At 64.9% G+C, this 13,656-nt stretch carries 9 protein-coding genes; 3 read left to right on the top strand and 6 right to left on the bottom strand.

The annotated features are described in order from the left end of the window. Entirely contained in the window at window positions 1-2,787 is a 2,787-nt protein-coding gene (treY, locus tag QSV46_RS04655; RefSeq protein WP_314947155.1) for a malto-oligosyltrehalose synthase, read from the top strand. A gap of 2 nt (window positions 2,788-2,789) precedes the next feature. On the opposite strand, the gene QSV46_RS04650 is transcribed toward treY, so the two are convergent. After that, window positions 2,790-3,107, bottom strand: coding sequence for a polyhydroxyalkanoic acid system family protein (locus QSV46_RS04650; RefSeq protein WP_314947152.1), 318 nt, complete (start codon window positions 3,105-3,107; stop codon window positions 2,790-2,792). A 161-nt stretch (window positions 3,108-3,268) separates the two neighbouring features. Between QSV46_RS04650 and QSV46_RS04645 the strand changes: the two genes are divergently transcribed. Beyond that, a complete protein-coding gene (locus QSV46_RS04645; RefSeq protein ID WP_007595743.1) occupies window positions 3,269-3,433 on the top strand; it encodes a DUF3309 family protein in 165 nt (54 codons plus the stop codon). A gap of 133 nt (window positions 3,434-3,566) precedes the next feature. Here the strand turns inward: QSV46_RS04645 and ligD are convergent, their stop codons facing one another. Beyond that, window positions 3,567-6,239: a DNA ligase D gene (gene ligD / locus QSV46_RS04640; protein ID WP_314947874.1), complete on the bottom strand. Its 2,673-nt coding sequence runs from the start codon at window positions 6,237-6,239 to the stop codon at window positions 3,567-3,569. 116 nt (window positions 6,240-6,355) lie between these two features. Between ligD and QSV46_RS04635 the strand changes: the two genes are divergently transcribed. Continuing rightward, entirely contained in the window at window positions 6,356-7,240 is an 885-nt protein-coding gene (locus QSV46_RS04635; protein ID WP_314947084.1) for a Ku protein, read from the top strand. A gap of 161 nt (window positions 7,241-7,401) precedes the next feature. Here QSV46_RS04635 and QSV46_RS04630 read toward each other — a convergent pair whose 3' ends face one another. The 4 genes from QSV46_RS04630 to kdpB all read right to left on the bottom strand — a co-directional run bounded on the left by QSV46_RS04630 (window position 7,402) and on the right by kdpB (window position 13,633). Beyond that, on the bottom strand, window positions 7,402-8,091 hold the full coding sequence (locus tag QSV46_RS04630; protein WP_314947081.1) for a response regulator transcription factor: 690 nt from the start codon (window positions 8,089-8,091) through the stop codon (window positions 7,402-7,404). Next, window positions 8,088-10,811, bottom strand: a complete 2,724-nt coding sequence (locus tag QSV46_RS04625) for a sensor histidine kinase KdpD (protein ID WP_314947080.1) — start codon at window positions 10,809-10,811, stop codon at window positions 8,088-8,090. The genes QSV46_RS04630 and QSV46_RS04625 overlap by 4 nt, the downstream gene beginning before the upstream one ends. Window positions 10,812-10,851: 40 nt before the next feature. Further along, a complete protein-coding gene (locus tag QSV46_RS04620) occupies window positions 10,852-11,457 on the bottom strand; it encodes a K(+)-transporting ATPase subunit C (RefSeq protein ID WP_314947077.1) in 606 nt (201 codons plus the stop codon). A gap of 61 nt (window positions 11,458-11,518) precedes the next feature. After that, window positions 11,519-13,633 carry a potassium-transporting ATPase subunit KdpB gene (gene kdpB, locus QSV46_RS04615; RefSeq protein ID WP_314947074.1) on the bottom strand — a complete coding sequence of 705 codons (2,115 nt, stop codon included), beginning with the start codon at window positions 13,631-13,633 and terminating at the stop codon, window positions 11,519-11,521. Window positions 13,634-13,656 lie beyond the last annotated feature (23 nt).

Below are 13,656 nucleotides of genomic sequence, written 5' to 3'. Positions count from 1 at the left end.
ATGCCTCCTGCCATCCCTCTTGCGACCTACCGGCTTCAGCTCACCGCGGATTTCGACTTCGACAAGGCCGCCGCGGTCGTGCCCTATCTGAAGGCGCTCGGGATTACGCATCTCTACGCCTCGCCGGTGATGAAGGCCCGCAAGGGCTCGACCCATGGCTACGACACCGTCGATCACAGCCAATTCAGTCCCGAGCTCGGCGGCGAGGCCGGCTTTGCGCGGCTGAGCGAGACGCTTGCCAAGCACGACCTCGGCCTCGTCATCGATTTCGTGCCGAACCATGTCGGGGTGCATTTTGCCGACAATCCCTGGTGGCTCGACATACTGGAATGGGGCCAGGCCTCGCCGCATGCGGCGTCCTTCGATATCGACTGGGATCAATTGGCCTATCGCGCCCGTGGCGGCGTGCTGCTGCCGATCCTCGGCTCGTCCTATGGCGAGGCGCTGGAGCGCGGCGACATCGAGCTGCGCTACGATAGCGACGAGGGCAGCTTTTCCGCGTGGTATTTCGAGCACCGCCTGCCGATCGCGCCGGAGCGCTATGGCGAGTTGCTGCGCGTGATCGTGAAGGAAGCGGACGCCGCCGGGACAGAGACCGGCACGCGCCTGCTGTCGCTCGCGGCCCGCTACACCGGGCTGCGCCGCCCCAACCGCAAGGAAGCGCCCGGCTTCAAGGCGGAGCTGAAGGACATTACGGGCGCTCCCGACATCATCGATCGCGGCCTCGCCGCCTATCGCGCCGCCAAGGATCGCCCCGCGCAAACGCTGGCGCTGCACCACCTGCTGGAGCGCCAGCACTACAAGCTCGGGCACTGGCGGCTTGCCTCAAGCGACATCAATTATCGCCGCTTCTTCGACGTCAACGGGCTCGCGGGTCTGCGCGTCGAGGATCCCGGCACATTCGCCGCCACCCACCGGCTGGTAAAGCAGCTCGTTGCCGACGGCAAGCTGCAAGGCATCCGCCTCGATCACATCGACGGCCTGCGCGATCCCGCGCAATATTGCCAGCGGTTGCGCCGCCTGGTGCGCGACGCACAAGGCAACACCAAGCCGTTCTACACGGTGATCGAAAAAATCCTGTGCGAGCACGAGCGCCTGCCGCACTTCGCCGGCGTTCAGGGCACCACGGGCTATGAGTGGATGAACGTCATCACCCAGATCCTGGTCGACAGCAAGGGCCTGGAGGCCATGGACGAGACCTGGCGGCAGGTCAGCAACCGGCCGCCGCGGCTCGCGCCTTACGTCAAGGACGCCAAGCGGCGCGTGCTGGAGACACTGCTCACCAGCGAATTCACCGTGCTGACGCGCCTGCTCGCGCGCATCGCCAACGGGCACTATTCGACCCGCGACTTTTCGGCCGACAGCTTGCGGCAGGCGCTTGAATTGTACGTGCTGCACTTCCCGGTCTACCGCACCTACCTGACGCATAGCGGTCCGATCGCCCTCGACCGCAAGCTGATCGACGATACGATCACGCACGCACGCGCCGAATGGTTCGCCGCGGACGAGGGCATCTTCGACTTCCTGCGCGATGCGCTGACCATGGATTTGCTCAAGCCCAGCCGTCCCCCGCACAGCGCCCCGCGCGTGCGCCGCTTCGCCCTCAAGGTACAGCAGTTCACCGGGCCGATGATGGCGAAGTCGCTGGAGGACACCGCGTTCTATCAGTTTCACCGATTGCTCGCCCTTAACGAGGTCGGCGGCGATCCCGCCAGCAATGGCCTCACGATTGCAGCCTTTCACGAGGCGATGAGGGCCCGCGCCAGGGAGTGGCCGCTGGGGATGACGGCGACCGCCACCCACGATACCAAGCGCGGCGAGGACGCCCGCGCGCGGATCGCGGCGCTCAGCGAGATTCCCGGTGAATGGACCAGCGCAGTGGCGCGCTGGAAGGTGCTGAACGCGCCCCATCTTGCGCTCAACGGCGGCCTGCGTGCGCCGTCGGCAACGTTCGAATACATGCTCTACCAGACCCTGCTCGGAGCCTGGCCGCTTCAAGGGCCAGCCGATGCCGGCTTCGTCGAGCGGATCCAGGCTTATGCACTCAAGGCGGCCCGCGAGGGCAAGGAAGAGACCAGCTGGCTCAATCCGCATGAAGCGTATGAGAACGGCATCCAGAGCTTTATCGCGAAGATCCTCGATCCCGCACTGGCGGGCGAGTTCCTGGTGGCGCTGCAAACCCTCGCTCGCCGCATCGCACTGCTCGGCGCGCTGAACTCGCTGAGCCAGCTCACGCTCAAGGCGGCACTTCCGGGCGTTCCCGATTTCTACCAAGGCACCGAATACTGGGACCTGTCGCTGGTCGATCCCGATAATCGCCGCCCGGTGGATTTTTCCGCGCGCAGCATGGCGCTGGCGCCACTGGAAGCCCCGGACTGGCGCAGCCTGATCAAGACCTGGCCGGACGGACAGCTCAAGCTGGCCTGGACGCGGCACCTGCTCAAGTTGCGCGGCGAGCTCGACGACGTCTTCGTGCAGGGCGACTATCAGCCGCTGGAGGTGCGCGGCGCGCACGCTGGCCATGTCATCGCGTTCGCCCGTCGTCACGGCCGCAGGGCTGCGATCGTCGTGGTAGGACGCCAGTTCGCGCCATTCACGCAGGCCGGCCGCGAATGGCCCGTGCTCGAAGGGTTTGATGCAACCGTCGATATCAGCGGCTACGCCGCTCCGGACCTTGCCAGCAACGAACTGCCGCTCGCGCAGGCTTTTCGTGATTTTCCGGCTGCGGTGATCGCGGCGCGCACCGCCGATCCCATCAGGCGGGCGCGACAGCGTATGCGCGCGTAACCCTACTTTTCCCCGTCCTTGGTCAGCAGAAGCTGGCCACGCTTGCGGATCGCGGCCTGGGCCATCTCGGCAAATCGCTGCAACAGCCACGGCAGCACCACCTCAATCCGGACGCTATCGTCGCCGACGTCGACCTGCCCCGTCGCGATCTGCCCGAGCGCACGGATCCGAAAGTGCATGACATCACCGCTCCAGAGCTCCTCTTCCACGTGCATCACGGGAATGCTCGCTGCGGCGCGGCCGAGCCCGGTCTTGAGCCGGCGCACCGCCTCTTCGCGGCCGAGGCGATGCGGAATGGAAACGACAAGCGGTGCTGACATGGTCCTACCGTGCTGATTGGGTCTCACCTCATTATCTCGGCTGCACAGGCAAAGGTTCCAGGAGCCTCACCCAGGGGAACTTTCAAACCTGCGGCAAGTTGCCGTTGGTACAACGTACAAACACAACCCTTTTCCACAACGAAGGGCTGGAGGAGATTCGCATGTCTATTGGTACGATTATTCTGATCATCCTGGTCATCGCCCTGCTTGGCGGCTTCAGCGGCATCGGCGGCGGGCCGTTCTACGGCACCGGCTATTACGGCGGCGGCGGTCTCGGGCTTGTCATCGTCATCTTGCTGATCCTGCTATTGCTGGGACGGATCTAGCGGCACAGCGGGACTCTCGTAGGGTGGGCAAGGGCGCAAAGCGCCGTCCCACCTCGTCGCCCGGACGAAAGAAGATGGTGGGCACGCTTACGCCTTCGCTCTTCGAGCTACGGCGGACAAGTCGCTGCCCACCCTACTTCTTCTTCCCCGCGAGCTTCTTGATCGCCGCCTTGATCGGCGCGGCCGCATCGTCGTAGCCCTCCCAGGCCTTCGCGCGCGCCAGCAATCCCGGCACAGTCCGCATCGTGTATCGCTTCGGATCGAGGTCGCTCTTCACCTGCGTCCACGTGACGGGCATCGACACCGTCGCGCCATCGCGCGCGCGGGGCGAGAGCGGCGCGACCGCCGTCGACATGCGATCATTGCGCAAATAGTCGAGGAAGATTTTTCCGTTGCGCAGCTTCTTGGACATGTTGAGCAGATAGCGGTCGGGAGCATCATCGGCCATCCACTGACAGACGCCTTGCGCGAAAGCCTTGGCTTCCTTCCAGCTCACCTTGTCGCGCGCGCCGTAGAGCAACGGCACGACCACATGCAGCCCCTTGCCGCCGGTGGTCTTGCAGAAGCTGTCCATTCCAAGATCCGTCAGCCGCTGCCGCATCTCCTTCGCCGCTTCGACGACGTCCGCGAATTCCACGTCCGGCGCCGGATCGAGGTCGAACACCAGCCGGCCCGGCGTGTCATAGGCATAAGGCGCGCAATTCCAGGGATGCAGCTCGACGCCGCCGATCTGCGCCACGGCTGCGAGACCCTCGATGCGATCGATCTGGAGATAAGGCTTGCGGTCGCCGGAGACCCGCGCAAGCTCCAGAAGGTTCGAGGTGCCCTGCATGGCGTGGCGCTGGAAGAAGCATTCGCCCTTGATGCCATCAGGGGCGCGGATCAGCGAGCAGGGCCGCCCCTTGAGATGAACGATCATCCATTCGCCGACGGCTTCGAGATAACGCGCAAGATCCAGCTTGGTGACCGGCTCGCCCTCAGCATCCTTGGGCCACAGCTCCTTGTCCGGCTTGGAGATAACGACGCCCATGACCCCGGCAGCGCCGGCATCCTTCGACCGCTTGGCTGTCTTCGGCGCAGTGCGTTTGCCGGCCAGGGGCTTTGCGAGTTCGGTATCGGCGGGTGTTTCCGCCTCGACTTCCTCGGCCGCCTTATCGTGCCGCAGACCCTTGAAGGCGGCCTGACGGATGTTGCCGTCGGCGGTGAAGCCGGCGAACTCGATCTCCGCGACGAGCTCCGGCTTCAGCCAGTGCACCTCGCGAGCCTTCTTCGGTGCATTCTTGCCGCCGAATGGGCTTTGCTTTGCTTCCGCCGCCTTCAATAGCGGCATGATCCGCTTGACCTTGTCGGCGCCGAAGCCGGTCCCGACCATGCCGACGAAGGCGAGATGATCACCGCGATGCACGCCTGCCATCAGCGAGCGGAATTTTCCGTTGGTGGTCTTGTAGCCGCCGATCACGACCTCATGGCCGGCCCGGCATTTTGCCTTGGTCCAGCTTTCCGTTCGTCCCGAACGATACGGCGCGTCGAGCTTCTTGGATACGACGCCTTCGAGCTCGAGCTTGCAGGCCGATTGCAGCACAGCATCGCCGCCGCTCTCGAAATGCTCGACGTAGCGGATCTGCGCCGCTTTCCGCCTGCGCGCCTCAAGCAGCTGCTTGAGCCGCGCCTTGCGCTCACCAAGCGGCAGCCGGCGATAATCGAGACCTTCGGCGAACAGCAGATCGAAGGCGAAGAAAATCAGCTCCTCGGTCTTGCCGTCAGACAGCGCGGCCTGAAGTGAAGAAAAATTCGGCGCGCCGTTGTGGTCGAGCGCGACGACCTCGCCGTCGATCAGCGCATCAGGCAGCGCGCTGGCCTCCTTCGCAATCGATGCGAACTTGTCGGTCCAGTCCAAGCCCTTCCGCGTCTTCAGCGTTGCCTTGCCGTCCTCGTTTCGAAGCTGCACGCGGTAGCCGTCGAACTTGATCTCGTGGCACCAGCCATCTCCCGACGGCGGCCGCTCGACCACGGTGCAGAGCTGCGGCGGCACGAAATCCGGCATCTCCGAGACCTTTTTGGCGTCCGTGGCGCTCGTCGTCTGCTTTCGCCCCTTTCGGTCCTTCAACGCCGTGCGCGGCGCCGGCCTCAAGGTCCTCCCTTTCGTCTCCTCCGTGCGATTGGACTGCCAGACCGCATCGGCCTTGCCCTTGGCGCCCTTCGCCAGCATGAACGGCTTCGGCGCGCGCCCCTTGCCTTCGGCGATCTGCTCCATGGCGCGGCCGGAGGCGACCGACTTGTCCTCGTCGAGAATGTCGTTGTCCGCGCCCTCGCGGACATATTCGTCGCGATGCTTGATCAGCAGCCAGTTGGTGCGCTTGCCGCCGGTGCGGTCGTTGCGCATGCGCACCAGTACCCAGCTTCCGTGCAGCTTCTCGCCATGGAGTGTGAACTTGAGGTCGCCCTTCTTGAAACCGGCTTCCGGATCCTCCGCTTCCCACGTGCCGCGGTCCCACAGCATCACTGTGCCGCCGCCATATTGCCCCTCGGGAATGGTGCCTTCGAAATCGCCATAGTCGAGCGGGTGGTCCTCGACCTCGACCGCCAGCCGCTTGTCGTGCGGATCGAGCGAGGGCCCTTTCGTCACGGCCCAGGACTTGAACACGCCGTCGAATTCGAGGCGGAGGTCATAGTGCAGCCGGGTAGCGTCGTGCTTCTGAATCACGAAGCGCCGCTGCTTCGACGGCGCTACCGCCGTCCTGCCCGACGGCTCGGGCGTCTTCTCGAAATCACGCTTCTTTCGGTAAGTGGAGAGTTTTTGCAGCACGACCGGTCCCGCTTCTCTTTCGGCGTTCAAGCTATCACGGCAGAAGTCCCGCTCGGAACCAAAACCCTGTGGGACGGTTGGGGTTCCAAAACGCATTGATAACGCTGGAGAATGGAATGGCTCCCCGCGCCTATTGGAAGGGAACGTTGAAACTGTCGCTGGTCAGCTGCCCGGTCGTGCTCTATCCCGCGACCACCGCAGCCGAGAAGACGCGGTTTCATCTCATCAACCGCGAGACCGGCAACCGGCTCAAGCAGCAAATGGTCGATTCGGAGACCGGCGACGTCGTCGAGAAGGACCAGAAGGGGCGTGGCTACGAGCTGCGCAAGGGCAAATATGTCGAGATCGAGCCGGAAGAGCTCGAAGCAGTCCAGATCGAGAGCAACCACACCATCGACATCGAGAGCTTCGTTCCGAGCGAGGAGATCGATCAGCGCTATCTCAACCACCCCTACTACATCGCGCCGGACGGCAAGGCCGCCATCGACGCCTTTGCCGTGATCCGCGACGCCATGAAGGATCAGGATCGCGTGGCGCTCGCGAAAATCGTGCTCACCAACCGCGAGCACATCATCGCGATCGAACCGTTCGGCAAAGGGCTGCTCGGCACCACGCTGCGATTCCCCTACGAACTGCGCGACGAGGACCAGTTCTTCGACGACATCAAGAGTCCGAAGATCACCAAGGATATGGTCGAGCTTGCCGGCCACATCCTGCACACCAAGGCGGCGCATTTCGACCCCGGCAGTTTCAAGGACGAGTATGAGACCGCGCTGAAGGCGCTGGTCAAGCGCAAGGCGAGCGGCAAGAAGATCGAGTTGCCCGAGCCCGAGGAGCGCCCGAGCAATGTCGTCAGCCTGATGGATGCGCTGAAGCAGAGCCTGAAGGGACGCGGCGGGAAGAAGACGGCGTCGAAGTCGCATGCACGGCGGCCGACAGCGCGGCACCGCAGCGCAAAGAAGACGCATCGGTCGGCGGCGAGGCATCGCAAGGCGGGTTGACGTTTGCCGATAGTTCGCTTGCGCGCCAACATCGGTCGTCATGCCCGGGCTTGTCCCGGGCATCCACGTTTATCCCACGCGCTGAGGCACGTGGATGGCCGGGTCAAGCCCGGCCATGACCAGTGTACCGCAAGAGCGTGGGCGGCGTTGTCTGCGCGGCTCTAATCCGCCGCCTTCAGCCGATAGCCGATTCCCGTCTCGGTCAGCACATATTGCGGCCGTTCCGGGTCGGCCTCGATCTTCTGGCGGAGCTGACGGACATAGACGCGCAGATATTGCGCATCGGTGAGCTCGTCCCAGAGCTCTTTCAGCAGGAAACGATGGGTCAGCACCTTGCCGGCGTGTTGCACCAGCACGCGCAGGAGGTCATATTCCTTCGGCGACAGCTTCACCTCGCGCTCGCCAGCCTTGACGACACGGCGCACGAGATCGACTGAGAGATCGCCCGTGCGAAATATCGGGCGTTCGCCCTGGACCTGAAGCTGGTGACGCAACGCGGCGCGCAGGCGGGCCAGCAGCTCGTCCATGCCGAACGGCTTTGTCAGGTAATCGTCGGCACCGAGATCGAGCGCCTGCACCTTTCCGGCCTCGTCGCCGCGGCTCGACAGCACCACGATCGGCACGCCCTCGTTGCGAGCGCGGATGGTTCGCAGCAGCTCGTGCCCCTGGATGTCGGGCAGGCCCAGATCGAGGATGATCAGCGCCGGCTCCTCGCTGAGCTTCTCGAGCGCCGTCTTGCCGTTCGACGCCTCCAAAATCTCGTAGCCTTGTGTCGAGAGTCCCATCCGCAGCAGCTTGCGGATCGGCGGCTCGTCGTCGATGACCAGAACCTTGATCGGCGCAGCACTCATGCGGCGGTGTCCAATTGCTGGGTCTGTGCCGGGACCGGCAGATGGATGGTGAGGACCGCGCCGCTGCGGTCGCCGCGGTTGGCGGCCGAGATCGTGCCCCGCATCGCCTCGACGAAGCCGCGGGAGATGGCGAGCCCGAGCCCGGTGCCGGGACGGACGTGGTCGCCCTTCTGCGCGCGATAGAACTTGTCGAACACGCTCTCGAGCTCACCGGGCGGAATGCCGCCGCCCTCGTCGGCAATCTGAAGCACAACCTGATCCCGCTCACGCTGGCTGCGGATCGAGATCATCGTGTCGGGCGGCGAATATTTTGCGGCGTTGTCGAGCAGATTGAACAGCACCTGCTCGAACAGCACGGCATCGAGCTGAAGCATCGGCAGGTCGGCGGCCAGCACCAGTTCTACCTTGTGCGCCGTCAATATCTTGCTCGCGCGCCGCAGCGCACTGCCGACGATCTCGCCAAGATCGTGCAGCGCCGTGTTGGGCACGATGGCGCCGGATTCAAGCTTGGTCATGTCGAGCAGATTGGCGATGAAGCGGTTGAGCCGCTCGGACTCGTCGATCACGGTCGCAAGCAGGTCGCGCTTCTCGGTGTCGGACAGCGCACCGGCGAGATCGCGCATGGTCGAGGCGGCGCCGAGCACGGAGGCGAGCGGCGTTTTGAGATCGTGGGAGATCGAGGTCAAGAGCGCCGAGCGCAGCCGCTCGGATTCGACGGTGCGCTTGACGCGATCCATATCCTCGACCAGCAGCACGCGCTCGATGGCCAGCGCCCCCTGGTCGACGAGTGCATCGAGCAGCCGACGCTGGTCGGGGTCCAGCAGCGGACCGGTGCGATCGTTGTCGATGCCGATGACGCCAATCGGACCACGTCCCGTGCGCATCGGCAGGAACAACCGTTTGGCACCCGGCAGGGTGTCCGAGCCGCGGCCTGCGTGGCGATCATTGCTCCAGGCCCAATTGGCGGCGGCGAGATCAGCCTGATCGAGATCGTCCTCGGGCGGATAGCCTGATTTCACCGTGAGCAGGCCCTTTTCCGGCAGCAGCAGCACCACACGAACTTTCAGCATCAGTGCGGTTTGATATGCGCTCGCCCACAGCACGTCGTCGAGCGTACCGGTGCCGGCGAGCTTGCGGCTGAAGGCATAGAGCTGCTCGGTCGTCCGGATCCGGCCGATCGCGGTATCGGCCTGGGTTCGGACCCGTCCCGCGACGTTCGACACCACGAACGCAATCAGCATGAAGAAGAAGAACGCCGCGACATTGGTCGGATCAGTGATGGTGAAGGTATAGACCGGCGGCAGGAAGAAGAAATTGTAGGCTAGTGATGCCGCGACGCTCGCAAGCAGCGACGGCCACAATCCATAGCGCACGGCGACCGTCACCACGGCGGTCAGGAACATCAGGTCGACGTTCTCGATGCCGAAATACGGCTTGATGGCCACGGCGGCCGCAAGGCCGAGCGCGGTGATCCCGAGTGCCTTCAGAAAGGGCCGGGCATCGAACGGGTCCGACCGCGCGGCGGTTTGCACCGCCGCCTTCGGCGCCGGCTGGTCGACGAGCTCGTCGCCGGGGATGACATGGACGCTGATATTGCCGGCGCGGCGCACCAGATCGTGCACCACCGACCCGCGCGTCATCTCGAACCAGCGCGAGCGCGTCGACTTGCCGATCACGATCTGCGTGACGTTGTTGCCTTGCGCGAAATTGAGGACATCGTCGGCGATGCGCCGGCCGACGGCCGGAATGGTCAGCGCCTCGCCGCCGAGCGCCTCTGCGAGCCGCAGCGTATCGGCAAGGCGATCGCGTTCCTGATCCGACAATTGCAGGGATCGCCGCGTCTCGATCGACACCGCGGTGAACGGCGCGTGCAGCCGGTCAGCCAGCCGCTTGGTGTAGCGCACGAGGCCAGCCGCGCGCGGGTCCTCGCTGACGCAGACCAGGATGCGCTCGCCGGCGGCCCAGGGCCCGGCGATGGCATTCGCCTGCATGTGCGTGAGGAGCTGCTCGTCGACCCGCTCCGCCGTGCGCCGCAACGCGAGTTCGCGCAGCGCGGTCAGATTGCCCGGTGAGAAATAGTGCTCCAGCGCCCGCTCGGCCTGCCTGGGCACATAGACCTTGCCCTCCTTCAGCCGCTGGATCAGATCGTCGGGCGTGAGGTCGATCAGCTCGATCGCGTCGGCGCGGTCGAAGATCGAGTCCGGAACCGTCTCGCGCACCCGCACATGGGTGATCTGGGCGACGACGTCGTTCAGGCTCTCGATGTGCTGAATGTTGACGGCGGTGTAGACGTCGATGCCGTGGGACAGCAGCTCTTCGACGTCGAGATAGCGCTTGGGATGGCGGCAAAGGGGCGCATTGGTGTGGGCGAGCTCGTCGACCAGAGCGATTTTCGGCCGCCGTGCGATCACCGCATCGAGATCCATTTCCTCGACGATCTGGCCGCGGTAATCGAGCCGCTTGCGTGGGATCGCCTCCAACCCGCGCACCAGCGCCTCGGTCTCGGCGCGGCCATGGGTCTCGACGAATCCGACCACAACATCGACGCCGGCCTTGCGCTTGGCATGGGCGCTTTGCAGCATCTCATAGGTCTTGCCGACGCCGGGCGCGGCGCCGACGAAGATCTTCAGCTTGCCGCTCGCGCCTTCCTCCCGGTGCGCGGCTTGCAGCAGCGCTTCGGGAGACGGACGTTGTTCGGGATCGCGACGCTCTCGGACCATGGCGCCAATATAATCATCCTGATGCTGCGAGCCTAGGCCGCTACTGCGCGGCGGCGCGATCGAGCGCGAGGTTCAATGCCAATACGTTAACGCGCGGTTCGCCCAGCAGGCCGAGAAAACGGCCCTGGACATTGGAGGCCACGAGCTGCTTCACGGCCTCGTCCGGCATATTCCGCGCCCTGGCGACGCGCGGCACCTGGAATTGCGCGGCTTCCGGGGAGATGTCGGGGTCGAGGCCACTGGCCGAGGTCGTGACCAGGTCGGCCGGTACCGGCGCAACAGGGTTCTCGCCGCTGAGCTTGTCCACGTCCTCCTTCAGCCGGTCGGCCAGCGCCTTGCTGGTCGGGCCGAGATTGGAGCCGCCGGAATTGGCGGCGTTGTAGGGCGCCGACACCGTCTTGGTCGAATCGTTCGGGTCCGGCGCCAGCGTCGCCGACAGCCGACCGTGGAAATACTTGTCGTCCTTGAACTCCTGCCCGATCAGGGCGGAGCCGACCACCTTGCCGTCGCGCTCGATCAGGCTTCCCTGCGCCTGCGCGGGAAAGATCGCGCCGGCAATAGCCGTCATTGCGAGTGGATAGGCGAGACCCGTGATGGCGGTGAGCACCAGCAACAGGACGATGGCGGGGCGAATTTCTCTGAGCATGATAGATCTCCAATGTCTTCGTCATTGCGCGACGCGCGCGCTGCGCGCCCCGCGACGACGATCAAGCCAGGTGCAAGGCGACGACGACGAGATCGATCGCCTTGATGCCGATGAAGGGAATGACGATGCCGCCGAGGCCGTAGACGAGCAGGTTGCGGCGAAGCAGAGCACCGGCACCGACCGCGCGGTAGGCAACGCCCTTCAGCGCCAGCGGGATCAGCCCGATGATCACAAGCGCGTTGAAGATGATCGCCGACAGGATGGCGCTCTGCGGGCTCGACAGGTTCATGACGTTGAGCACGTTGAGCTGGGGGTAGAACGCCAGGAACATCGCCGGGATGATGGCAAAATACTTGGCGACGTCATTGGCGATCGAGAACGTCGTCAGCGCACCGCGCGTCATTAGGAGCTGCTTGCCGATCTCGACCACCTCGATCAGCTTGGTCGGATTGGAATCGAGATCGACCATGTTGCCGGCCTCGCGGGCAGCCTGGGTGCCGGTGTTCATGGCGACGCCGACGTCGGCCTGGGCGAGTGCCGGCGCGTCGTTGGTGCCGTCGCCGCACATGGCCACCAGCTTGCCCTTGGCCTGCTCGTCGCGGATCAGCTTGAGCTTGTCCTCGGGGGTTGCCTGCGCCAGGAAGTCGTCGACGCCGGCTTCCGCCGCGATCGCGGCCGCCGTCATCGGATTATCACCGGTGATCATGACGGTGCGGATGCCCATACGGCGCAGCTCGGCAAAACGTTCGCGGATGCCGCCCTTGACGATGTCCTTGAGCTGGATGACGCCGAGCAGCTTGCCATCCTTCGCCACGGCCAGCGGCGTGCCACCCGCCTTGGAGATCTCGTCCGCAATGGTCTGGACCTCACGACCGACGTCCGACAACGCCATCGGCTGGATGGCACGGGCCGTGTTGCCGGACGCGACCGCCAGCGGTGCACCACCGCCGACATAGCTGAGTATCACATCGACCGCGCCCTTGCGCACCGACGAGCCGCCGGCGTCGACGCCGCTCATGCGGGTCTGCGCCGTGAACGGGATGAAGGTCGCGCCTAGCTCGGCCATGTCGCGGCCGCGGATGCCGTATTTTTCCTTCGCCAGAACGACGATGGAGCGGCCTTCCGGGGTCTCGTCAGCGAGCGAGGCGAGCTGGGCTGCGTCAGCCAGCTCCTGCTCGGTCACGCCGCGCACGGGGCGGAATGCCGTCGCCTGCCGGTTGCCGAGCGTGATCGTGCCGGTCTTGTCGAGCAGCAGCGTGTCGACGTCGCCGGCGGCCTCCACCGCGCGGCCCGACATCGCCAGCACGTTGAAGCGCACCAGACGGTCCATGCCGGCGATGCCGATCGCCGACAGCAGCGCGCCGATCGTGGTCGGGATCAACGTGACGAACAGCGCGACCAGCACGAGCACCGAGATCGAGCCGCCGGCATAGGCCGCATAGCTCGGAATGGTGACGGTAGCGAACACGAAGATGATGGTGAGACCGGCCAGCAGAATGTTGAGCGCGATCTCATTCGGCGTCTTGGCACGCTCGGCGCCTTCGACCAGCCTGATCATGCGGTCGATGAAGGTCGAGCCCTGCGCCGCGGTGATGCGGACGCGGATCCAGTCGGACAGCACCTGCGTGCCGCCGGTCACCGCCGAGCGGTCGCCGCCGGACTCGCGGATCACGGGCGCGGATTCACCCGTGATGGCGGCTTCGTTGACGGAAGCCACGCCCTCGATCACCTCGCCGTCGGAGGGGATGGTGTCGCCGGCCTCGACCAGCACCGAGTCGCCGACCTTCAGGCTGGTGCCCGGCACCAGCTGAAAGGCCTGGCCGACACCGGTCAGCAGCTTAGCCTGGCTCTCGGTGCGGGTCTTGCGCAGCGAGTCGGCCTGCGCCTTGCCGCGACCTTCGGCCACCGCTTCGGCGAAATTGGCGAACAGCACCGTAAACCAGAGCCAGAGGATGATCTGGAAGGTGAAGCCCAGGCCGGCCCCTCCCGTGAGAACATCACGCAGAAAGATCACGGTGGTGAGGGCGGCCACGATTTCGACCACGAACATCACGGGATTCCTCACCATCAGCCGCGGATCGAGCTTGGTGAAGGAGGCGCGGATCGCGGGCAAGACGATCTTGGGATCGAGCATCGCCGAGACTGACGCGCGTTTTTGCAGTTTCATCGTATCCATGGAGGTCACTCCAAACCCATCAG

Source organism: Bradyrhizobium cosmicum, assembly GCF_032290525.1.
GTDB lineage: Bacteria > Pseudomonadota > Alphaproteobacteria > Rhizobiales > Xanthobacteraceae > Bradyrhizobium > Bradyrhizobium cosmicum_A.
The sequence above is the reverse complement of the archived record's forward strand: the minus strand, read 5'-3'. Positions and strand labels throughout refer to the sequence as shown.

Excerpts from the sequence above, each read along its gene's own strand:
- QSV46_RS04650 (WP_314947152.1), bottom strand. The coding sequence starts at position 3,107 with ATGTCAGCACCGCTTGTCGTTTCCATTCCGCATCGCCTCGGCCGCGAA.
- treY (WP_314947155.1), top strand. The coding sequence starts at position 1 with ATGCCTCCTGCCATCCCTCTTGCGACCTACCGGCTTCAGCTCACCGCG.
- QSV46_RS04625 (WP_314947080.1), bottom strand. The coding sequence starts at position 10,811 with ATGGTCCGAGAGCGTCGCGATCCCGAACAACGTCCGTCTCCCGAAGCG.
- QSV46_RS04635 (WP_314947084.1), top strand. The coding sequence starts at position 6,356 with ATGGCTCCCCGCGCCTATTGGAAGGGAACGTTGAAACTGTCGCTGGTC.
- QSV46_RS04645 (WP_007595743.1), top strand. The coding sequence starts at position 3,269 with ATGTCTATTGGTACGATTATTCTGATCATCCTGGTCATCGCCCTGCTT.
- QSV46_RS04630 (WP_314947081.1), bottom strand. The coding sequence starts at position 8,091 with ATGAGTGCTGCGCCGATCAAGGTTCTGGTCATCGACGACGAGCCGCCG.
- QSV46_RS04620 (WP_314947077.1), bottom strand. The coding sequence starts at position 11,457 with ATGCTCAGAGAAATTCGCCCCGCCATCGTCCTGTTGCTGGTGCTCACC.
- kdpB (WP_314947074.1), bottom strand. The coding sequence starts at position 13,633 with ATGGATACGATGAAACTGCAAAAACGCGCGTCAGTCTCGGCGATGCTC.